Below are 23,013 nucleotides of genomic sequence, written 5' to 3'. Positions count from 1 at the left end.
GGGGTGTCGGTATGCATGATCATGAAGACTGGCAGGCTGCCGGCAACCGCATGACCTCTCCCCGGACGGAAGGAGCGCCGCAGCAGGGCAGTGGAGCGGGGCGAGAGGCATCAGCCCCTCCGTCCGCGTCGTATGCGTCGTCCTTTTCCGCTGTGCCGCCGCCGCTGGCCACAGAGTCGGATCAGGAGGACACGTCCTCCGATGAGCAGCATCGTTATTCCATGCCGGACTACTGTCTCGACGAAGGGGATGAGATCGACGCCGAGTTCGTCCATCCCGCCGACCTTGCCGACCATCTGGAAAATCTGACGCTGGAAAAGCAGGTCTGTGCGCTGCGCCACATGGCCACCGAGGACGCCGCCGAAGCGCTTGCCGAGCTGGACGGCAGCGTGGCCGTGGACGTGCTGGAGAATCTCGACGCTGACGTGGCCGCTCAGATCATCGCTGAGATGGAGCCGGACGACGCCGCCGACGTGCTGGATGAATTGGACGAAGGACACCGCGACGTCCTGCTCGGCAAGTTGGACAGGGAAGACTCCGAAGAGCTGCGCAACCTGCTCAACTTTGATCCGGATTCCGCCGCCGGGGTCATGAACATCGAGCTCATCCTGCTCGAAGAACATATGACCGTGGATGAGGCCATTGCCCACATCCGCAGCGAGATGGAAGACAAGGAGAGCCCCTACTACGGCTATGTGGTGGATGCCACGGACATGCTGCTCGGCGTGCTTTCCCTCCGGGACATCATGCTGGCCCGGCCGGGAACGGTGGTGGGCGACGCCGTGCGCGGGCAGAGCGTGGTCAGCGTCCCCTACGACATGGACAAGGGCGAAGTGGCCAGCCTGCTGTCGCACTACAACTTTCTGGCCATGCCCGTTGTGGACCACGAGGGACACATCATGGGCGTCGTCACCTACGACGACATCATGGACATCATGCACGAGGAGGCCAGCGCCGACATGCAGGGCATGGTGGGCGCGGACCCCGGGGAAAGCGTCGACACCCCGTGGCTGCAAAGCGTGGTCAGGCGCCTGCCCTGGCTCGTGGTGAACATGGTCAATTCGGCCTTATCCGCTTCCGTGGTCTACATGTTCGAGGGGAGCATCGCCCAGATGGCCGCGCTGGCCGTGCTCATGCCCATGGTGGCCAATCAGGCCGGCAATACCGGCCAGCAGGCCCTGGCCGTCATGATCCGGCAACTGGCGACGGATCGCTTCGAGCAGAAAAAAGCCTGGCTGGCCGTGCTGCGCGAGGCCAAGATCGGCCTGTTCACCGGCGTCATCATGGCCCTGCTGGCCTTTGTGGGGGCCTGGATATTCACCAGCGTGCCGCAAGTGGGCATGGTCATGGCCGGAGCGCTGTTTTGCGACATGATGCTCGGGGCCGTGGCCGGAGGCTCCATCCCCCTTATCTTCCGGGCTATGGGACGCGACCCGGCGCAGGCCTCCAGCATCTTCCTCACCACCATCACCGACGGCGCGGGCTTTTTCCTCTTTCTGGGACTGGCGACGCTCTTCCTTTTTCCTTAGCGTTTTTCCTGCGAAAAAGATGGTCAGGGAAAATGAAAAAAACCATACAAGACGGCATGGGTACTTCACACCTGGACAATATCGGTCATATTTGTGTTTAACTGACGGAAATTATTGAAAAATTATTCACATTATATTTTAAGGAATATTCATGATTTCATAACAAAACGCATGTCGAAAATTCTCTAAATCTGCTCTATGTATTTTTGGGGATTGAACACCGCGAGAATAAATGACGGAGAAATGTGGACACTTTTTGCGGAGTATACTATTTCTTCATTTCTCTTTGTAAGAAATTTTATTGAAGAAGATTTCTGCATGTTCTGTTTATAGCTTTTTCGCTGCAATATGGAAAAAAATATTTTTTTTGATTTTTCAGGAAGAAAGCAAAAATCTTCAAGGTTGCTATCCAAAACTCGAGTAAAAGTATTATTACGCATGATAGTATTCCATTTTCCTGAAAAAACGATACAATCAGTTTCTAAATTGTACTCCATATATATGTTTTCCGTCATACTTTTGAATGCGGCATCACGTAACACATAGTATCTGAGCCTGGCGTGGTTTCTTTTCTCTTTTGTAATGACTTGCATCGTGCAAAGGAACGTGGCTTTTCCGTCGTTGGTTCCCACGTATGCGGCATGAACACCAAGCCAGACCGTGCTGCCATCCATATGTATAACGCGATACTGGATATCAAAACTTTCTTTCTGTTCAGCATGGGTTTTGAATGCTTCAAAAACGGGAACCAGGTCATCGGGGTGGAGAATATTGCGCGGATTTCCGCTTAATTCTTCTTCCATGTACTGTTCGCGCGTGCTGCCCGTTAATGCATAAAAAGCATTATTGGCATTATTGGCATCACGGGTGATCCCCTCACCGAAAGAAATCTCAACTATGGCAACGGGAATCATATCGAGTACTTTTTTTACATCCTCCGAAAATATAATGGGTTTCATAAATTAATCCTCCTTCCATATATTGTCGTGCTGCAATTTTCTCGATTTTTCCCAACCGGAGAGGCTGACAGCATAATACCGCGTGGCGGGTGTTCCATGCACCACTGCACACCAAAGAGTGCTACTTGCCCATGGCGTTCATGAAATCCTTGTTGGACTTGGTGCCCCGCATCTTGTCCAGCAGGAATTCCATACTGTCGATGGGGGACATGGGCGCAAGGATCTTGCGCAGGATCCAGACCCGGTTGAGCACATCTTCCGGCAGGAGCAGATCTTCCTTGCGCGTGCCGGTACGATTGATGTCGATGGCCGGGAAAACGCGCTTTTCGGCAAGATGGCGGTCCAGGAAGATCTCCATATTGCCGGTTCCCTTGAATTCTTCAAAGATCACTTCATCCATGCGGGAACCGGTGTCGATGAGGGCCGTGGCGATGATGGTCAGGCTGCCGCCTTCTTCGATATTGCGGGCCGCGCCGAAAAAGCGCTTGGGACGTTGCAGGGCATTGGCATCCAGACCGCCGGAAAGCACGCGGCCCGAAGAGGGGGTGACGGTATTGAAGGCGCGCCCGAGGCGGGTGATGGAATCCAGCAGGATGACTACGTCCCGCTTGCGCTCCACAAGGCGTTTGGCCTTTTCCAGCACCATTTCGCAGACCTGCACATGGCGCTGCGGGGGCTCGTCGAAGGTGGAACTCACGACCTCGGCCTTCTTGACCGTGCGTTCCATGTCGGTGACTTCCTCTGGGCGTTCGTCGATGAGCAGGACGATAAGGTAGACGTCAGGGTTGTTGGCGTTGATGGCATTGGCCAGCGATTGCAGCAGAACGGTCTTGCCGGTGCGGGGTGGGGCGACGATGAGGCCGCGCTGGCCGCAGCCGATGGGGGCCATGAGGTCTATGACGCGGTTGGAGAGGTTTTTGTCGCCATTTTCCATGACCAGCTGGCGATCGGGATAGATAGGGGTAAGGTTATCGAAAAGAACAAGGTTTTTGGCGTTTTCCGGCGGTTCAAAGCCGATCTCGGTGACTTTCAGCAGGGCGAAGTAGCGTTCCCCTTCCTTGGGGGGACGTATCTGCCCGGACACCACATCCCCCTTGCGCAGGGAAAAGCGCCGTATCTGGGAGGGGGAGACGTAGATATCGTCCGGGCCGGGCATATAGCTGCATAAGGGGGAGCGCAGAAAACCGAAACCATCCGGCAATATCTCCAGCACGCCGTCCCCGAAAATGGCGCCGTTCTGGGAGGCGCAGCTTTGCAACAGCGCAAAGATGAGCTCCTGTTTGCGCATGGAACTGGCATTCTCGATCTCGTATTTTTCCGCCAGTTCCATGAGATCCTGCATACTGCGGGTTTTGAGATCGGTGAGACTCAGGGTGCTGTCGGACAGGAGTTCCGGCTCGGCCTTTTTTTTGCGAACGGGCTTACGAGGTTTCTTTTCCATGAGATTACAGCGAGGAGTAGAGTACGGCACGATGATCGTGTCGTCTGGTGTGATAGAGAGGATCGCAGGGAATGGAACAAAAAAGATGTGTGCCTTGCGATTAGCGCAAGTCAGGAAAAAAGGCAAGCAAAAAAACTAGGATTTCCCACGGGCGAGCGGCAAGAAAGGCGTCTGACAGGCGACGACGATTGTGTCAGCAGGCGGCGGCTTCCGGCACGGGAGGCGGCGCATAGCGCTGGAGAAGATCGTCGCGCAGGGCATGTTCATCCAGCTTGAGCACTTCTCCGATCTCGCCGGTGACAAGGCTCATGGCCTGCTCCTGGAGGCGGCGTTCCCCGAAGGAAAGGTCCTTTTGACGGCTGATGAGCAGCAGCTCACGCAGCACTTCGGCCACCACGCCGAGGTCGGGACTCTTGAGGCGTTCGGAATATTCGCGGAAGCGGCGGTTCCAGTTCTGTCCGGTGTGGACGTTTTTTTCCGTTTCGGACTGGAGGGAGCCCCAGATGCGGCGAGCTTCTTCAGCGGCAATGAGCGGGCGCAGCCCCACGTTGGTCGCATTGGCCACCGGCACCATGAGCGTGATGTTATTGGCGCGGATGCGCACGATGTACAGCTCGCACGCGACGCCGCCTATTTGCTGATTATTGACGCGTTCTATCTCTCCTACCCCTTGCGCGGGATAAACGACAAGCTCACCGGCGGTAAACATAGGCATCCACTTCCGGTTGATATGTGGGAGTACAAAAAAAGGGAAAGGTCGGGAATGGATTTCCCGACTGTTAAAAAATACTAGCAAGATGCGAAAGTGATGTCCAGCAAAAAAATTTTTTTTGCGGGTGCACGGACGGGATATCCTGCCGTCGTCTGAGGGGACGCTCGGGAACGATCGCTCCGCGAGATGCGACGGGAAAAGAAAAAGCCCCGGAAGCGTTCGGCTCCAGGGCTTTTCTCGCGGCAGGAGAAGGAAGTCTATTTTTCCATGCCGGCGGCATACAGGCGGCGGCCGTGCCGCAATTGCAGTTCAGCGACGATGAGCTGTTCATATTCCGGGGCAAGCGGCAGCTCGGCCTTGATCTGCTGGGAAAGGAGCCCCGCGAGCTGCTGCGTCTCTTCCCAGATCTCCAGCAGCTCGTCATCTTCCAGCGTTTTCACCTTGTCGGCAAACGGGGCATCATCTTTGAAGGGATGACAGGAACCCATGCGTATGTCCTAGTGTTGTGTGGTCAGAAATGCCCGTACCGACGGCAGGGCAAAGAGGGCCTCAGCCATGTACTCACAGCCTTCAGGCGCGGCATGGATACCGTCACGGAGGCTTTCCATGTAAGTGGACGAATTTTTGAGCGTGTCGAAGACATCCGCCCAGCCGAAACCATGCTCGGCGCAGAGGGCGGCATAGGCCTGGTTGAGGCCGGCGATACGGGCCGTCACGTCGGGATTGGCGATGGGGGGCACGCTGATGAGCAATACCGGAGCAAGAGCGGCCGCTTCGGTCAGCATGGCCTGCATGGCGGCGCAGACTTCGGCCACGGGTCTGCCGTCGGCGGGCACCATGTCCACCACACCTGCGCAGAAGGCGATGTGCGGGGAGATGCCGGGAAGCTGGCGTGCTTCCCATTCCTGTTTCCAGCGGGCTTTCACGTCCATGACCGTATGACGGCGGACCCCCAGATTATAGAAGGTCGCCGGGGGCAGGTCATAGAGGCCCGCCGCGCTGCCCTTGCGGGCAAGACGGCCGACCCAGCCGCCCTGCATGGCGTCGTCATTGACGCCGAGCGTCAGGGAGTCGCCGTAAAAGAACCATGTTTCCGTCACATTGCGGGACATCCGTTATCCTCCTGTAGTGCCGTTCCCTGTGGCGCTTTTGGCCCGGAAAGGCGGAGCAAAAGCGCGGCGGTCAGGTCGGGCGGTTTTGCCTACCGGCGTTCGGCGGCAAAGTGCTGTTCCGTCTTGCACAGATGCATGGCGGGACGCAGGGTGTCGGCTTCGGCCAGCGGGGCCAGGACAGCCAGGCAGAAGACTGCCGGAGAGAGATACATGGTAGACCAATCCAGCGTGAATGTCACGGCATCGCCCTCTTGCGTCCATTGGCCGAGCAGGGGGCGGATGTCCGACGTACGCGGGCCTTTCTTGGTTTCGCGCGTCAGCGGATGTTCGGCCTCGGCGGCAAAGCGGGCAAAGGCTCCGGCAAGCGTCGTGCCGTCCACGCCGTCCACATGCAGCTGAAAGGTCTCGCGCACGGACTGTTCCGTACGGCGGCTGCCGTCCACACTTTCCACATGCAGGATGTCCATGCCGGGCGGCAGGACTTCCCGCAGGCGGCGGGCGACTTCCGTCGCGGCGAGCGGTTCGCGCAGGGTGATGGCAAACCATTCCGCTCGGCTTTCCACCCCTACGGGCAGGGCGCGGCCGAAACTCATGAGCGGCAGGGGATGGAAGCCCTGCGAGAAGCTCATGGGCAGGCGGGCGCGGCGCAGGGCCCGCTCCAGCAGGGATTGCAACTCCAGCTGGCTCAGATAGGCGCAACCGTCGGTCTTGCTGTGCCAGACGCGGAACTGTGCGGCCTTGACGGTGAGTTCCGGCGCGATCTGCGGCGGCTTCTTTTCCAGTTCACGGCAGATGATGCGGCCTTCGGCATCCCTGTGCGGTTCGTGGGCGCTCTGGTCCCGCTGGCTGAAGATAAGGCGGTTGCGGTGCAGGGGGCCGTCGTCCGTGGCTTTCCCGGCATGGGGCAGGCGTGAGGGCCGGGCCGGGGTATCACAGGCCCCGCAGGCGCGGCAGGCTCCATAGCGGCAGTCGTCGGTCACTTTTTCGGCCTGGGCCCGCTCCCATTCGCGGCGCAGGAATTCGGGGGAAATGCCAGCTTCCAGATGATCCCAGGGCAGGGGGGCGTCCAGGGGGCGGGCGGCGATGTAGTCGGCGGGAGCAAGGCTGTTTTCCGCCAGCGCTTCATACCACGGCTCGAGGGAAAATTCTTCCACCCAGCTGGTGAAGATGGCGCCCTTGCGATAGGCGGCCTCCACTACCGGGGCCAGTTCGCGCCCGGCGCGGGAAAGGATGCCTTCCAGGTGGCTCATGGCCGGTTCATGCCAGCGCAGCTTGAGGAATTTCTGGCCCTTGAAGGCTTCGCGCACCAGACGGACGCGGCGCTCGATCTCCTCCATGCCGATCTGTTCCACCCACTGGAAGGGCGTGAAAGGCTTGGGCACGAAGGGGGAAAGGGCTGCCGTCACCTGGATGCGCGGATTGCCGCGCCCGGCGGCGTCGCGTACCTTGCGGCAGAGGTCGGCGATGGCCAGCAGGTCGTCGTCGTTTTCCGTGGGCAGACCGATCATGAAATAGAGCTTGACCTGACGCCAGCCGTATTCCAGCAGTTTCTGCACATGGAGGAGGAGCTGCTCCTCGCTGACGCCCTTGTTGATGACGTCGCGCAGGCGCTGGCTGCCCGCTTCCGGCGCAAGGGTACAGCCCGTGCGGCGGATATCGGCCATGCGGCGCATGATGTCGTCATCGATGGAGCCCACGCGCAACGACGGCAGGGAAAGGCTGACCTGTTCGTGGACGCAGCGGTCAAGTACCCGGTTGGACAGGGTCTTGAGAGCGGAGAAGTCTCCGGTGGACAGAGAAAGGAAGGAGATCTCGTCAAAGCCGGTCTTGTTCAGACAATCGTCCAGCAGGCGGGCGATATCGTCCAGCGAGCGTTCCCGCACCGGTCGGTAGACCATGCCCGCATGGCAGAAACGGCAGCCGCGCGTGCATCCACGGGCGATCTCCAGCGAAAGGCGGTTATGTACCGCTCCCACGGGCACGACTTGCTCCACAGGGTAGGCCGCGCTGTTGAGGTCCGCCACGATACGCCGGGCAGGGCGGGCATGGTCGGCAAAGCGGGGCAGCAGACTGCCGTCGGCCTGCGGCGTGAAGAAGGACGGCACATAGATGCCGGGGATGTGGCGGACTTCCTCCAGATAACGGGCGCGGCCCCAGCCTTGAGCCTTGGCCTTTTCCAGCAGGTCGAGCACGTCCACGAGCGTCTCCTCGCCGTCGCCCAGGACGCAGAAGTCCAGAAAGGGCACCAGCGGTTCCGCGCTGAGCAGCGCGCCGCCGCCCGCAAAGATCAGCGGACAGGCGGACAAGTCATCGGGCCTGTCGGCATGGCGCAGCGGGATGCCGCCCAGATCCAGCATGTACAGCACATTGGTGTAGCAGAGTTCATTGGTGACGGAGAAGGAGACGCAGTCCGCCTTGCCGATGGGCAGCCCGGACTCCAGCGTACAGAGCGGGGCGGCGTGACGGCGCAGAATCTCGCCGCTTTCCCGGTCCGGCGCCATGACGCGCTCGGCCCACCAGTTTTCACGGGCATTGACGATGCCGTAAAGGATCTTTTGTCCCAGATAGGACATGCCGACGTCGTAAGTGTCAGGAAAGGCCAGCGCTACCCGCAGGCTGACCGTTTCGGGAGATTTGCGGCAAGCGCCTTCTTCGATGCCGACATAGCGGCTGGGACGGGGCAGGAGCGGAAGCAGTCGTTGCATGGGAATCCCGGGCTGAAAGGGGCATGAAAAAAGGGCGGTCACCACCGCCCCGAGTATCGGAAGAGGATCTTTCCCCCTGTTCGCGCCTTTCCGGCGGAGTGGCGCGGAAACGGCGCAGGCAGGGACTACGGCGTCACCAGTCCGCCGGACGTGGGAGCGGGCCCGCCGCCGAACTTGAGCTTGCCGAGACCGCCGGCGACAGTGAGATTGGTGCTGGCTTCAATGTACTTGTCCTGCATCTCCTTGGGGGTATCGGCATAGCGGTACAGGAAATGCTTGCCCTCGATGGTGCCCTCGAAATTGGGTTCAAAAGGATAGCCATAGGGCAGGATCATCATTTGCATACCCTGCTGCGTCGGGATGCTCTGGATGATGGCGGTCTCATTGAGACAGTCTTTTTCGGCATCATATTTGCCGATGACCAGTTCGCCGGTGACAAGCTTCATCAGTCGGATATCGTAGGCCATGAGTTTCTCCTCGAAAACGGCGGAAGCGCCCGCCAGGATAGAGCCGGAGGGCGTCCTGTGGACAGGACGGAGCCGAACGCTGCGGACAGTGCCTGGTATGGCGCGGACATGCCTCAACGCCCGGACGCACGAGCGGATACGGCAACGAAAGACGGATCTTCCGCTGTCGGACTGTCAAGCAAATAGGCATTGCGGGGGCATGTGTCAAGGCTTTTCTGTTGCCAGAGGCAAGGGCTTGGGCTACCGTCTGCCCATGAAAAAGACCGCGTTGCATATGCTTGATGAGGATGTGGCCAGACGACTGGAAATGGCGCTGGACTATCGCTTTACGGATCGCGCCCTGCTGGCGCTGGCCCTGACGCACAGTTCCTGGGCCAACGAGGGCGGGGCGCAGCACCGGCATAATGAACGTCTGGAATTCCTGGGCGACGCCGTGCTTGAGCTGGCTGTTTCCAAGGAACTCTTTGAGCGCTTCACACAGCTGCGCGAGGGGGAATTGACGCGTTTGCGTTCGCAGCTTGTGAGCACCCCGAGCCTGGCCCGGCTGGCGAGGAGTCTGGATCTGGGGAGTGCACTTTTCATGGGGCGTGGAGAAGAACGGCAGGGGGGGAGAGATCGTGATGCCGTACTGAGTGACGCCTTTGAGGCTGTGCTGGCGGCCATTTATGAAGATGGCGGCTTTGCTGCGGCCCATGCGTGCGTCTGCAGATTGTTTTCTCCACTTTGGCCGAAGCAGGAAGAAGCTTCCCCTCGACGCAAGGATTTCAAGACACTCCTTCAGGAAATCATGCAGCAGCGTTACAGAGATCGTCCTCTCTATCGTCTGACGGCAAGCCACGGTCCGGAACACGCCAAAGTATTCGAGGTCGTGGTGTGCCTGCCGAACGGCAGGGAGTATGCGGCCTGCGGCACGAGCTGCAAAAAGGCCGAACAGGAGGCCGCGCGTCTGGCGTTGGCGGCAGAGGAGCCTCTGCCTCAGGCGACGGCCCGGTAAACATCTTGCCATGTCGCTGTCCATGCCCGGCATGGAACCTTTGCGACCTTCGGTCCGCGGCACACCGTTTTTCTGTTCCGGTCCGGGGGGACAACCCCCCCGGACCTCCCGTCTTTGGTCTGCCACAGCCTATGTGAAGATGGCTTAGCCGCCGATAAGCTGCAGAGCCATCTGAGGCAGCGAGTTAGCCTGGCCGAGCATGGCCACGGCGCTCTGAGTAAGGATCTGCTGGCGCGTGAATTCGGTCATTTCCGTGGCGACGTCCACGTCGCGGATGCGCGATTCGGCGGCCTGCAGGTTTTCAGCCTGGATGTTCAGGTTGGAAATGGTGTTTTCAAGGCGATTCTGCATGGCGCCCAGGTGCGCGCGAATCTTGTCCTTGGAGATGATGGCCTGGTTCAGGGCTTCGAGGGCCTGCTGGGCCTGAGCCTGCGTGGAAACGGTGTTACCGGCGCGGGGCCGCTTGACGCCATTATCGATGTAGAAGGCCGAGTTACCGATACCCAGAGCGGAAGCGGTGGAGTCACCGATAACGATGTAGTAGTAGTCTTCCGCCGAGTCGTTGGCCGTACCGAAGTGGACCTTCAGAGCACCGATACTGGTCAGGCCGTCAGGGGTGGTCAGACCGGTACCATCGTGGATCTTGCCGTCGCCACGATCCAGAGCGGACAGGGTGCCGTCCAGCAGCTTGATGCCGTTGAAGTCCGTGGAGTTGGCGATACGGGTGATTTCCGAAGCCATCTGCTGATATTCGGATTCGATCATGAGGCGCTGGGTGGAGTCATAGGTACCGGTAGCGGCCTGTTCCGCCAGTTCCTTCATGCGGATGATCTTTTCGTCGATGATGCCCAGGGAGCCGTCGGCAACCTGAATCAGAGAGATAGCGTCGTTGGCATTGCGGGAGCCCTGTTGCAGGGTTGCAATATCGGCACGCTGCAGTTCGCTGACAGCCAGACCGGCAGCATCGTCCGCCGCGCTGTTGATGCGGAGACCGGAAGAAAGACGCTGCGTCGAGGTGGAAAGATTGCCGTAATGGGCATTCAGGTTCCTCGAAACGTTCATAGCCATCATGTTGTGATTAACGACCAAAGACATGGGACACCTCCTACGGTGGTTATTAGTTAAGCTGTGCCCTCTTTACTGCAGTTTGCGTGCCAAACTTTAAAAGTCTTTTTATTTCAATATATTAAAAAATCGCTTTTGCGGATGGAAATTTTTTCCCCGCAAAAAAAGGTGTTTTTTGGGGGCTTGGACGGCAAAAGCTGCCCGCAGGGAAGGGCTGTGGCAGCTGTTTTTGGGGGCGACGCAGGCTTTGTCTTTCCGGTGAGCTGTGGGGCAGATAAAAACGGTAGATCGTTTCGTGCTCGTATCCGTCGCCAAGCGCAGCAGTGGCGGCCTCACGGAGAACGGATGGAGTCGACCGCAGGCGGAGCCTTGCGGATATCGACAAGAGGTGCGGCAGGGGAAGAAGACTCTTTCCCTGCCTCGTATGCCCTTGCATTTGCGTGCTGGCGGGCGTTTCACCGCCGTTTGGCGTGCCCTTTCTTTGCCGTCTCGTCTCAAAGGGCAGACGGCGCGTATCTTACCACGTAGTCTACGGAGATATGCGCGTTTGCTGCGTCGCCTCTGCTAGTGATGCGAGTCGTCGCGCCCGGCTCACTGGGAAAGTGAGGAAGGTTCCGAGCATCATCTGCCCGGTGGGCAGAAAATTCTCCTGTTGCCACAGATTCGGGCCAATATGTTTTTGAGGGACGCACGGCGGCGTATGGCAGTGTGCAGGGCCCCCTTCCAGATGCAGGAAAGTTTTTTCTTGATATGCCCGGCAGCGGCTTTGCCCCGGCAGGGGACCGGGAGATGTTCCATTATCCCGCTGACCTGAAAATCTTGCCGGGGCCGTTTCTCGACGTGCGCCTGAAAGGTGGCGGCAGGACGTGCTCATTGTCACGGAGGAAGCTGCGGGCATCAAGGGCAGAAAACGCCCAGTGGGGAAGGGGACTCGCGATTTTCTATGCCTCGTATGCCCTTGTATTTGCGTGCTGGTGGGCGTCGTTGACGTACGGCGTCCCCTTTCCTTGCCGTCTCGTCTCAACGGGCAGACGGCGCGTATCTTCCCACGCAGTATACGGAGGTATGCGCGTTTGCTGCGTCGCCTCTGCTAGTGATGCGAGTCGTCGCGCCCGGCTCACTGGGAAAGTGAGGAAGGTTCCGAGCATCATCTGCCCGGTGGGCAGAAAATTCTCCTGTTGCCACAGATTCGGGCCAATATGTTTTTGAGGGACGCACGGCGGCGTATGGCAGTGTGCAGGGCCCCCTTCCAGATGCAGGAAAGTTTTTTCTTGATATGCCCGGCAGCGGCTTTGCCCCGGCAGGGGACCGGGAGATGTTCCATTATCCCGCTGACCTGAAAATCTTGCCGGGGCCGTTTCTCGACGTGCGCCTGAAAGGTGGCGGCAGGACGTGCTCATTGTCACGGAGGAAGCTGCGGGCATCAAGGGCAGAAAACGCCCAGTGGGGAAGGGGACTCGCGATTTTCTATGCCTCGTATGCCCTTGTATTTGCGTGCTGGCGGGCGTTTCACCGCCGTTTGGCGTGCCCTTTCTTGCCGATGTCAGTCGTAGAGGGCAGACGGCGCGTATCTTCTCATGTAGCGTACAGAGATATGCGCGTTTGCTGCGTTGCTTCTGCTACATGATGCGAGTCGTCGCGCCCGGCTCACTGGGAAAGTGAGGAAGGTTCCGAGCATCATCTGCCCGGTAGGAAGAAAATTCTCCCGTTGCCACAGATCCGGGCCAACATGTTTTGGGGGACGCACGGCGGCGTATGGCAGTGTGCAGGGAACTTTTCCTGATGCAGGGAAGTTTTTTCTTGATATGCCCGGCAGCGGCTTTGCCCCGGCAGGGGACCGGGAGATGTTCCGTTATCCCGCGGACCTGAAAATCTTGCCTCCATACGGATGTGGGGGCTGTGCTGCGGGCGGCAGGCAGGTGGGTAATATCAAGGCTGACGTTGTGCCTGTGACGGAAAGGAAAGAGTTTCGTTCCGGATCCGGGCAGGACGCGCAGGCAAGGGGACGAGGACGGCAAATATCCCTGCCCAACCGTACAGTCCGTCCGGCGGGTATTGCCGGGACAAAACGTAAAGGGCGTCGACCCCAATGGCCAACGCCCTGCACGGAGGAAACGGATTCTCTGCGAGAAGTCGTGGAGAAAGCCTCTGGATCGGGCGGGGAACCCGTAAGCTCGCCCGCCCGATGGTTATCTGTTGTTACCGCTTCATGTTGATGACGGTTTCCAGCATGGTGTCGGTGGTGGTGACACCCTTGGAGTTGGCCTGGAAGCCGCGCTGGGTGGCGATCATCTGCACGAATTCGGTGGTCATGTCCACGTTGGACTGCTCGATGTTGTAGCCGAGCACGCTACCGAAGCCGTTGTCGCCGGCCACGCCGAGCATGGGATTACCGGATTCCATGGTGGCGGAGTAGAGGTTGCCGCCTTCCCGGTACAGACCCTGATAGTTCTCGAAGTCGTAGATGCAGAGCTGCCACATGGGCAGGGTCACGCCGTTGTTGTAGGTCACATAGAGCACGCCGTTGGTGTCGAACTCCATGTTGGTCATGCGCCCGGAACCGTAGCCGTCCTGTTCGGTCTGGTTCACATAGGTGTCCTTGTTGGCCACGATGGCGTTGTCCTGGCGTTCCGCGGCCGTCATGGTGGCGGCATTGCTGTTCACGTTGACCGTGGCTTGCCAAGAGCCGTCGGGCTTCTGTTCCAGACCGGTCATGAGGCTGGCCAGGCTGTTGGTGGCGTTGTCACGCGCAGGCTCCAGGAAGGTGTCGGGCTTGGTGGCGAAGCTGGCCGCGGTATTCAGGCTAGCCGCGTATTCGTACACGCTCTTGGCATTGTCGCTGGAGAAACTGGTGACGTTGGCCGAGCTCAGACCCTTGTCCAAATCAACACGCGCACCGGTATTGTCAAAGTAGTAGTAGCCCTTGGCGTCGTGCAACACGGCCCGGTTGGTATTGCCTGCGCCGTCGTCATAGATGCCGTAGACGAAATCGCCCGTATTGGCGCCGCCGTAGGTCGTATTATTGTCAGGAGAGACCGTGTAGAAACCGTTGCCGTCCTTGTTCAGATAGAGGCTGCCGGCCGCAAAGCCGCCGATGGCGCCGGTATTGGTGTACTGATACTCCGTATCGGTGGGATCGCCCTTGACGAAGAACTTGCTGCCGTCGGAGTAGATTTCTTCGGCCTGACCATCCATGGTCAGCTGACCGTACACCTTGTCGCCACCGGCGTTGTAGGTGTAATAGCCCATGTTGTCGCCGTAGACCGTATTACCGCCGCTGGTTCCAAATACCTTGTCGCCGGGATGCGGATCCGGCGCGGTGGCGTAGTAGTAGTAACCCAGCGGCGAGTCGGTCTCCAACGGAGTCTGTACCCCGTTGACCTCGGTGTACGGCTTGCCGGTGGCGGGATCAATCAGCACGGAGTTGGCTTCCGCGTTATCCCAAGCGGGCTGGGCGACCTGCTTGAGGCCCATGTTCAGCTCGATGATGTATTCTTCGGCCTGGCTGAAGGGGGTGCTGCCGGCGGCCGAGGTCATGGTCTCGCTCACGCTGTTGGCCAGCGGCTGGCCGGTGAAGTTGGCCGTAAAGGTCGGGTAGCCGTTGTTGGAGATCTTGGTGGGCTGCCACGAGGTCTTGAGGTCAGGGTTGACGCTCACCTGGTTGTTGGCGGCCGGGTTTTCCGTCGCGCCGAAGGTGTAGGCCGTCTGGTCGATGAGGTTGCCCGCGGAGTCGAAGATCAGGATGCCGCTGGCCAGCACGCCGGCGTTCTTGCAGGTCTGACCGGTGGTCGGATCGTTATAGAAGCGGGTGGGTTCCTTGGCCCAGGATTCGGTGGCGGCGTCATAGCCTTCACCGCCGTAGGAGCGCATGTCTTCAGACGGGGGAATGGTGACGAGGTATTCGTACACCTTGCAGCCGGCGGGCAGGCCTTCCAGCGAGTAGCCGATGCTGCCGTCGCTGTTGTTGCGTTCCAGCGCCACGGCGTCGTAGTAGATGGTGAGGTCGTGCGTGCTGCCGCCTTCGTCGTAGACGCTCATGGTCGAGGACTGGGCATAGGCGGAGCGGGCCAGCGGCGGTTCGGCGTTGGCGTTCCAGCTGTCGAACAGGGCGGTCAGCGGGCTGGTCATGGACGTGCTCTTGTCCTGATCGCTGATGTCGTTGAGCAGACCGGTGCCGTTGGTGGAAACATTGGTGGTGCGCTGGGCGTTGATGTTCCAGCTTTCAAAGAGGATATCCTGCGGGGAGCCGCCGCCCACATAGGCGGATTCCACGGTGCTGGTATCGCCCATGCCGGTCACGCCGTTATTGAAGGTCAGGCGGATGGAGTTGTCCACGGGACGACCCTGCACCACATAGCCCTGCGGGTTCACGAACTGGCCCTTTTCATTGAAATAGAAGTCGCCGGCGCGGGAGTAGCTGATGGACTTGGAGTTGGGGTCGCGCACGCCGAAGAAACCCTTGCCGTCGATGGCGAGGTCGGAGAAGCTGTTGGTGGACTCAAAGGAGCCCTGCGAGAAGTCGCCGAGCAGGGCGTACACGCTGGCGCCCGCGCCCATCTGCACGGAACCGCTGGCGCTGGAGCCGCTGGTGTACAGATAGTCGTTGAAGTCCATGCGCTGACCCTTGAAGCCGATGGTGGAAACGTTGGCAATGTTGTTGCCGACGACCTGCATCTTCTTGCTGTGGGAAAGCAAACCTGAAACACTTGTCCACATGCTCGCAGAAAGACCGCTCATGATTTTCCTCCGTAAATAAACTTCTGCGGTTATATTGTTCAGGCGGCCGTGCACCGCCTCTGAATAACAGGGTTAAACTTTCTGGGTCTCCGTACCTTCGCCGGCACCTTCACCATCGCCGCCGTCGCCACCATCGGTGCCATCGCCGCCGTCGGCGCCGTCACCGCCATCGCCTTCGTCATCCCCGCCGGGGACCGTGGAGATCTCGGGATCGGATTCGGAGACCTGCTCCACGTCGCCCAGGGACATGTACTGGCCACCTTGCAGGCGGAGCATGATTTCCGAGCCGTTGCGGAGCACGTCCGTCACGCGGTCGGCCACCAGCTGGGTCCCTACCAGTACGGGGTTGCCCGCACCGTCTTCGCCGGAGACCGTGATCTTGTAGGTACCGTCCGCCGCCGCTTCGCCCTTGGAATTCAAGCCGTTCCAGGCGAACTTGTAGACGGCCAGCGTTCCGTCGCTGTTGTACTGCGACATGCCGCCCAGATTTTCGGTGTAGACAAGCTGGTTGTTGTTGTCGAAGACCTGGATGGTAGCCTTGGAAACGTCGCCGTTGAAGGTGTAGTAGTACGGCGTAATGGTGGAAGTGGTGGTCACCTGTCCATCTTCGCCCGTCACCGACGAACTCGTCTTACCGATGACGTTGCCCGTCGTGGTCACATACTTACCGATGTAGCTGGTAGCATTGAACATGGACTGGTTGTTGACGGCATCAGTAATGCCCTGCATGGATTCGTTCAGGTTCATCATCTGTTCGAGGCTCGAGAACTGGGCCATCTGCGAGATGAATTCCTTGTCGTCCATGGGGTTCAGCGGGTCCTGATACTGGAACTGGGTGACCAGCAGCAACAGGAAGGCTTCCTTGTCCAGGTTGCTCCCGCTCGTATTGTTAGCCAGGGCCTGGTTGAACTCGTTATTGACTTGACCGATGGAATTGGCAGGCATTGTTCACTCCGTGCCGGCAATCCTTACGCCACCACATGAAGAGAGCGGGTGGCATATCTTGCCGTTTCACCTATTATATGCATAGGCTGTGCCAAGTCGTTTTCTTCCGGGTAGATCCTTGAATTACGCAGGTTTGCAAGATTGTGCAGGTGGGCAAGTTCTTCACGGCGGGCATCTTCTTCCTGCCGGGCGTTATGCTGCTGCATATTCTGCCACTGGCTGTCATTGCTTTCGGCCAGATCCTTCTGCTGGTTCTGGAGGCCCACTTCCAGCTTGTCGACCTTGAAGCCCTGCTGTTCCAGATTGATGCGGATATTTTCCAGCTGCTGGCTGACGAGTTCGGCGGTCTCGCTCTTTTCGGAACGGATCTGCGCGCTCACTTCGCCGTTGCGCATGGTGAGGGTCAGAGTGATGGCTCCCAGTTCCGCCGGATGCAGTTCCACGTCGAGGCGGCGCACATTGCTGCGCATGGCCTGCAGGAAGCCGTCCTGGACCTGCTGGCCCACCTGACGCGAGAGGGAAGACTGCTGGTTCTGTTGCGCGGCATCGAGACGGGTGGCCTCAAAGCGGGCCGTATCAAGACGCATGTTCTGGAATTGGGCGGCAAGATCGGCCGTCTTGTCCTGTCCGCCGTGCAGATTGCCGCCAAGGTCGTTCATGCCGGACTGCTTCTGACCGTCGCCGGAAGCGGTGACCGCATGGCGGGCGTCCTGCACAAGGCCGATGCGCTCGGCATCCGTCTTGGCGGCATCGCCATCTTCAAGGCCCTGCTTGGCCAGCTGGAGGCGACGCAGTCCGTCCTCGGTGGCGGCGGCTTCGCTGCTTTCGCTGTAGCGCATACGCAGGCCGGTCATGTCCGCCGCATTGCCCCGGCGGGCATTGGCGCGGGCGTTCTGCTCGTCTTCTCCCGCCTTGCCCATGCCGGTGGCGGAAAGACCGTTATCCGTCTTGTTGATGGCGGCACTCTGGCGTCCGTCGGCGCTGCGGCCTGCGGCCTCACTGAAACGGGCGGCCTGTTCGCGCGCGGCGTTCTCCTTCTGGGAGGCTTCAAGAGCGGCTTCGAGGTTCTCACGGGTCTGCTTCTGCACCGTGCGCTCGATCATGGCCTTGCTCTGCTGCACTTCGCGGCTTTGCAGGGATTCGGCCTGCGCTTCCTTTTCCATGCGCTCACGAGCCTTCTTGATGACCTGACGCACGGTCTGGGCCGCGGCTTCGTCCAGCTTGGCCTGCTTGCTTTCCATCTCGGCAAGATGGGCGCGCGCGGGGTTCATGAGGTTGCTGAACTGGTCGCTGGTGCAGCGCAATCCGTCCGCGCCGCCGAAGCTGCTCATGAGCTTCTGCTGCACGGAAGCGGGCAGGCCAAGCCCCTTGGCAAGGGTGGCCATGTCATCTTGGGAAATATCGATGGTACCGCCATGCTCGGCACCGCTGAACGTCTTCTGGATGAGGGCAAGCGCCTGGAGCCCCTTGCCCTGCTGCATGAGATCTAGAGCGTTGATGGCGAGTTCGCCGGAAGGGTCGATCTGGTTGAGCAGACCGGTGAGCGCATCCTTGTCGCTGTCGCTGAGCTTCACCGCACTGTTCATCTGCAGACTGGCCATGACCTGCGCCAGCATGGCGCCGTCAGGCGACTGGATGAGCGCGTCCAGACCGCTCAGCGCATCTTCGGGAGCGCCGGCCTTGACGAGAGAGGAGCGCAGATCCTGCAGTTCCTTCTTGGTGAAGGTCACTTCATCCAGGGTATAGAGTACGCCATTGAGCGTATGGCGACTGTAGGGCGCATCCACCAGCGGGCCGCTGGCCTCGTCTTCATCCAGGGCCTCCTTGACGTTTTCGGCCTCGCCCCGGTTGACGGCATCAATGGCGGAATGCACAAAATCCAGAAAGTTGTCCACCGGGTCGGAGTCGCTGGAATCGAGCGAGCTCTGGAAAATGCCGGCGAAATTGCCGGAAGCGGATGCCGCCGTGGCCGCGCCCGTATCCTGACTCTGGATGCTGTAATCGGAAGGAAGAATTTGCATGGCATACTCCTTGTCCCCACAAGTATTCAAGGAATATGCCAAGTTGCTTTATTTTGTTTTTTCGCTGTATTGCCCGCGCTGATATCCGGCGGACGGCAAGACTTTCCCGGCAAAAACAGCCTGTCCGGCCGCTATGTGCCTGCCCGGTCGTTTCAGCTAGTTTGCGGATTGGGACTGGGCCTGTTGCGCCTTCATGCGCTTTTTTTCCTGATACATGCGCTCGTCGGCCTGCTGGATGAGCTCATCAAGGCGATCAGCCGAATCTTTCCAGAGATAGCCCAGAGCAAGACCGCCCGGATAGGCGGCCTCACATTCCTTGCGCATACTTTCCAGCTTGAGGAGGAAGATATCCTCACGGATCTTGCTGCAGACAAAGACGAATTCATCGCCGCCGATGCGGAAAATATCGCTGCTGCGGAAATGGCGGGCAAAGATGCGGCTCATGCCTTGTATGTATTCGTCGCCTTTTTCGTGACCGTAGGTGTCGTTTATGCGCTTGAGACCGTTCAGGTCGATGAAGACTATGCCGATCTTGGGGACCGGAGCTTCGGAAAAGGATTTGCAGGCAGTAAGGTAGGCGTTCCGGTTGCCGAGCCCTGTGAGGGGATCTCGCAGACCGAGCGTGCGCAGCTCGTCAGCCATGCGGGTCTTGGAGATGGTGTTGTCGATGAAGTAGGCAAGAGAGTGTAGAAGGGTCAGATCGTGCTGTCTGTTGCGGGGATTGTCCACGCCGATGAAGCCGGAAAGCAGTCCATTGATATGCAGCGGGACGACAAAGACGCTCTGGATGTCCTGCGGCTTGAGCAGGTTATAGAGATCCGGCGAAACATCCCGGATCTCCTCAAGGTCGTTGATGGTGGCGCTGTCGGCGCTGGCGAAGGCATCCATCCAGGGGGAAACGACGGCGTACGGCACACTTTGCAGCAGATCTTTCTGGGGGATGACGCCCGGTGCGCACCACTCATGGGTGTTCACGACGATATCCTCCCCGGTGGGGCTATACTTTGTCTCGAAAACGTAGCAGCGATCCGCTTCGTAAAGGCGTCCGGCCAGCAGGAGCGCTTTTTCCACCGCGGTATTGAAATTCTCTTCTTCCAGCAGGGTGCGGACGCATTGCAAGAGCGTCTGTTCCGCGGCAAGTTTGTTTTCTATGTTCTTCTGCTCAAGGACGCTTTCCGTGATGTCGGTGGCTATCTCCATATGGAGCGTCTTGCCCCGGTAGCGGATGAACTTGTCCTTGACGCGGAAGTAGCGGCCGATCTTTTCGTTATAGTGCTCCCAGATATAAAATTTTTCATGGGAAAGCTTGTGCATGGGGCAAAAGGGGCAGGGAGCATCAAAATTCTGAAAGAGCTGATAGCACTTCTGACTTGCTATGTCCTCATCGGAAAAGTGGCTGCCGCAGAGCTCATTGAGCCAGAGGACTTCATATGTCTCAGGATCGTTGACGTAGATGATGTCGTCCAACGAGCTTGCTATCAGGCCGGAGAGGCATTCCTCCTGCGTTTGCAAGCATGTTCTGTTATGACGTTTGTAGTAGGGCATCAGAGTCTCTCCGGCTGTGGGGGGGATAGCGGCGGCCCAGGGGATGACTGTCTGTTTGTATAATGTTAACTTTTGGAATTTATTACCTTTTATTGTGATTTGTCTGTGTTTTCAAAATAGGAATTTTTTCCAGTGATGTCAAACATTCGGATATGGCGGCGCGTATATCATTTTGGCGCGCGGACAGGCTCTGAGAGGATGCTTGCCGGAGCGGTCAGGCTTCCGCGTGAACAAAGGCACGGGGGACGCCGTCAGCGGAGCAATGCCGGGTCGCCGCCGGGAGACATCCCTGTATGGCCCGCCTTGCTGACAGATAACGGGTTTGGGGATATACTCGTATCACACGGAGTCTGGAGCCGGTATCCCCGGCGGGACGACCCGTCAACATCATGGAAAAAAGAGGACGAACCCATGAAAAAACATGTTTTGGCCGCTCTGGCGGCGCTCGCTCTGCTGACGTCACCCTGTCTTGTTCCTGCTGCCCAGCAAGGGGCGCCTGCTCCCGCCGCCAAATCCGCGCCTGCCGGGGAAGCTGCTCCGGCCGCACGGGAAAGCATCGGGCAGGAGCTGCACGGCAATCCGAGCAGCAAGGTCTATCATATGCCGTCATGCCGTTATTATAACAGCAAGAGCGCAAGCAAGGTCTTCAAGACGGCGGAAGAGGCCGGGGCTGCCGGTTATCGCCCGTGCAAGATCTGCGGCGGCAAGAAGGGAGCCTAACCACGCGGCGCTTTCGTGATCACGCTGCTGCACGTCGGAAAAAAAGAACCGCAGGGGGCGCGCTCCCTGCGGTTCTGACTGAGTAGGTCAAATGAGGTCGGGACAGGCTCTCTTGCTCCGTATGCTGTAAAACTGCCGTTACACATGCCGCGGTATCGGGAAAGATCGGGTGCCTCGTCTCTCCGCACAGCTCCTTCCTCTGCGCATCTTGTCACGCGAAAAAAAATCAACTTTCCGGCGGACAACGCCTCAGCTTTTGACTTCTAAAGCATCTTCAGTTTGAAACGCTGTGTGTTCCAAACTATACGGCCTGTCGTTTCGCGGAAAAAACGCGGCTTTTCCGCTCGCTTTCGGCCGAGCGGCGCTGTGTCGCCGCCTCGCGTCATGCTTTTTCAGAGGCAAAACGCTCTAGAATTCGTAGACCAGCTGGACGCGACCGCCGATGCTGCGCCGTGTGCTGGCCGCCCCCTCGAGCGCCAGATCGAGTCGCAGCGGAGCTGTTGCGGGCGTGACGGCAAGGCCCAGCTCGAAAAGGGCGCTGCTGCCCGTCATGGCCGTGGAGGGGATGCCCATATCGCTCGTCCATGATGCGGCACGGGCTGTGCCGAGGTATTCATATTCCCAGGCTGCCCCCATATAGAGGGAAGCCGACGAAAGGATGCTGCCGTCAAGCCGGGCTCCCAGCCGCAGACGGGAAGAATCCACAGCGTCAAAGTGGATATTGTCGCCGTTGATGCCGGTATCCTGGCCGTCCTGATGGGTGAAAAGGTACTTGCCGTAGAGGTCCAGCGTCCAGGTCTCGCCCATCGGCAGGCGATAGCCCAGACCCGCATGACCGCCGTAATAGGGTGTCGTCAGGTCATAATCCGCGGGGCGATCCAGATTGTCCAACAGATCTTCGCTGTCCCAAGTGGTGGCGACTTCGCCGGCGCGGCCGCTGCCCTCGACATAGAGGCCCCGCAGCAGCCCCTGCATGAGATCTATCCGTGCAAGCAGGCCACCGCCCGTGTACCGGGTGTCGCCGCTGCCTTGTATCGTTGTGCCCGTCACTTCCCGCGTTGTGTTGAGGCTGCCGTAGCCCGCTTCAAAAAAAGCGCCCACCAGCACGTCCAACCAGGCGGTCTCGGCATGGCGGGCGAGACCTGTCACGAGCGAGAGGCCCCGGGTCGTCACATCGGTTTCGGTAGTCAGGCTTGCCGTACCGCCGTAGATGGTCGCGAAGGCAGACCAGCCTGTACCTTCGGTCTGTCGCGCGGCGGAGCGGGCTTCGCGCAGGGCTGCCCCGGCCACCAGATCCCCGCCCTGATTGAGCAGGCCGGCGGCACCGATGCGGGCCTCGGTCAGCGCGCCCGCGCGTGGATTGGGACGGGAACCGTCGATACGGATGTAGATGGAATCATTGCTGTTGACGATGGTCCCGTCGTACAATACGGCATAGCCATGCTGCAGGCTGATAAGGCTGCTGGCGTGGGCCTTGGCGATGGCCAGACTGTCGTCGTGCACCAGCTCGAACGTCTCGCCAAGGTGGGCGCGCCCACCGGTGATGATGTCCGGCAACTGGGCTGTGACCGTCGTGCCGTCGAAATCATCCGCCTGGGCATTGCTGACGGTCAGCATGGGAATGCCAGCCTCTGCGGTCCCGGGCGCCGGCAGGACGAAGTGCAGATTGCCAAAACCCGCCACACGGTCAACGGTCCCTTGCCAGTTGTCTATAAAAAGGGTGTTCCCGCTGCCGTGGGCCGCAACGGCAGATCCGCCCGCCGTGCCGCCGAAAAGCCGGGTGCTTGTCGGCAACGTCGCCTGTCGGCCGATGATGATGCTGTTGCCGGTCGCACTGCCGCCTTCTGCCGTCTGTCCGCCGTAGATATCGCCGCCCACGCTGCCGTCATTGATCAGAATGGTGTTGTGCGAGGCGTCTCCTGTGCCTTGGAGACTGCCGCCCACCAGATCGCCGCCTACCTGACCGCCCTGCACCACGGCGATGGTGTTGTTGCTGGCGCTGCCGCCTCCTGCCGTCTGACCGCCGTAGATATCGCCGCCCACGCTGCCGTTATCGATCAG

The 23,013-nt window shown here is 59.4% G+C and carries 16 protein-coding genes; 3 read left to right on the top strand and 13 right to left on the bottom strand.

From position 1 onward, the window contains the following. Positions 1-11: 11 nt before the first annotated feature. Positions 12-1,529 (top strand): magnesium transporter, encoded by a 1,518-nt coding sequence (mgtE, locus tag Q0K00_RS04640; RefSeq protein WP_297227674.1) that lies wholly within the window; start codon positions 12-14, stop codon positions 1,527-1,529. 185 nt (positions 1,530-1,714) lie between these two features. On the opposite strand, the gene Q0K00_RS04635 is transcribed toward mgtE, so the two are convergent. The 7 genes from Q0K00_RS04635 to Q0K00_RS04605 all read right to left on the bottom strand — a co-directional run bounded on the left by Q0K00_RS04635 (position 1,715) and on the right by Q0K00_RS04605 (position 8,925). Continuing rightward, on the bottom strand, positions 1,715-2,488 hold the full coding sequence (locus Q0K00_RS04635; protein ID WP_297227672.1) for a PAS domain-containing protein: 774 nt from the start codon (positions 2,486-2,488) through the stop codon (positions 1,715-1,717). 121 nt (positions 2,489-2,609) lie between these two features. Next, positions 2,610-3,860, bottom strand: coding sequence for a transcription termination factor Rho (rho, locus tag Q0K00_RS04630; protein ID WP_297227696.1), 1,251 nt, complete (start codon positions 3,858-3,860; stop codon positions 2,610-2,612). A 262-nt stretch (positions 3,861-4,122) separates the two neighbouring features. After that, positions 4,123-4,638, bottom strand: a complete 516-nt coding sequence (locus Q0K00_RS04625) for a CarD family transcriptional regulator (RefSeq protein WP_297227694.1) — start codon at positions 4,636-4,638, stop codon at positions 4,123-4,125. 260 nt (positions 4,639-4,898) lie between these two features. Then, positions 4,899-5,129, bottom strand: a complete 231-nt coding sequence (locus tag Q0K00_RS04620; RefSeq protein WP_297227671.1) for a hypothetical protein — start codon at positions 5,127-5,129, stop codon at positions 4,899-4,901. Between the two features lie 9 nt (positions 5,130-5,138). Then, a complete protein-coding gene (locus Q0K00_RS04615; RefSeq protein ID WP_297227669.1) occupies positions 5,139-5,753 on the bottom strand; it encodes a GDSL-type esterase/lipase family protein in 615 nt (204 codons plus the stop codon). Between the two features lie 89 nt (positions 5,754-5,842). Continuing rightward, a complete protein-coding gene (locus tag Q0K00_RS04610) occupies positions 5,843-8,458 on the bottom strand; it encodes a TIGR03960 family B12-binding radical SAM protein (RefSeq protein WP_297227668.1) in 2,616 nt (871 codons plus the stop codon). Positions 8,459-8,583: 125 nt separating this feature from the next. Continuing rightward, positions 8,584-8,925 carry a hypothetical protein gene (locus Q0K00_RS04605; protein ID WP_297227666.1) on the bottom strand — a complete coding sequence of 114 codons (342 nt, stop codon included), beginning with the start codon at positions 8,923-8,925 and terminating at the stop codon, positions 8,584-8,586. Between the two features lie 253 nt (positions 8,926-9,178). On the opposite strand from Q0K00_RS04605, the gene rnc reads away from it, so the two are divergent. Further along, positions 9,179-9,919 (top strand): ribonuclease III, encoded by a 741-nt coding sequence (gene rnc / locus Q0K00_RS04600; protein WP_297227665.1) that lies wholly within the window; start codon positions 9,179-9,181, stop codon positions 9,917-9,919. A gap of 144 nt (positions 9,920-10,063) precedes the next feature. Here the strand turns inward: rnc and Q0K00_RS04595 are convergent, their stop codons facing one another. The 5 genes from Q0K00_RS04595 to Q0K00_RS04575 form a co-directional block, all read right to left on the bottom strand. After that, complete coding sequence (locus Q0K00_RS04595) at positions 10,064-11,014, bottom strand: flagellin (protein WP_297227664.1); 951 nt, start codon at positions 11,012-11,014, stop codon at positions 10,064-10,066. A 2,169-nt stretch (positions 11,015-13,183) separates the two neighbouring features. Then, positions 13,184-15,721, bottom strand: coding sequence for a flagellar hook-basal body complex protein (locus tag Q0K00_RS04590; RefSeq protein ID WP_297227663.1), 2,538 nt, complete (start codon positions 15,719-15,721; stop codon positions 13,184-13,186). Positions 15,722-15,793: 72 nt separating this feature from the next. Beyond that, complete coding sequence (locus Q0K00_RS04585; protein WP_297227662.1) at positions 15,794-16,666, bottom strand: flagellar hook assembly protein FlgD; 873 nt, start codon at positions 16,664-16,666, stop codon at positions 15,794-15,796. Positions 16,667-16,689: 23 nt separating this feature from the next. Next, complete coding sequence (locus Q0K00_RS04580; RefSeq protein ID WP_297227661.1) at positions 16,690-18,687, bottom strand: flagellar hook-length control protein FliK; 1,998 nt, start codon at positions 18,685-18,687, stop codon at positions 16,690-16,692. Positions 18,688-18,843: 156 nt separating this feature from the next. Then, entirely contained in the window at positions 18,844-20,154 is a 1,311-nt protein-coding gene (locus Q0K00_RS04575) for a sensor domain-containing diguanylate cyclase (RefSeq protein WP_297227660.1), read from the bottom strand. Positions 20,155-20,643: 489 nt separating this feature from the next. Here Q0K00_RS04575 and Q0K00_RS04570 point away from each other — a divergent pair, with 489 nt between their 5' ends. Then, positions 20,644-20,952, top strand: coding sequence for an Ada metal-binding domain-containing protein (locus tag Q0K00_RS04570; protein WP_297227659.1), 309 nt, complete (start codon positions 20,644-20,646; stop codon positions 20,950-20,952). A gap of 408 nt (positions 20,953-21,360) precedes the next feature. Here the strand turns inward: Q0K00_RS04570 and Q0K00_RS04565 are convergent. Then, positions 21,361-23,013, bottom strand: a 1,653-nt coding sequence (locus tag Q0K00_RS04565) for a hypothetical protein (protein ID WP_297227658.1), incomplete at its 5' end; no start/stop codon positions are given.

The sequence above is a fragment of the uncultured Desulfovibrio sp. genome, assembly GCF_944327235.1.
Classification (GTDB): domain Bacteria; phylum Desulfobacterota; class Desulfovibrionia; order Desulfovibrionales; family Desulfovibrionaceae; genus Desulfovibrio.
This window is presented reverse-complemented; position numbering and strand designations above follow the sequence as displayed.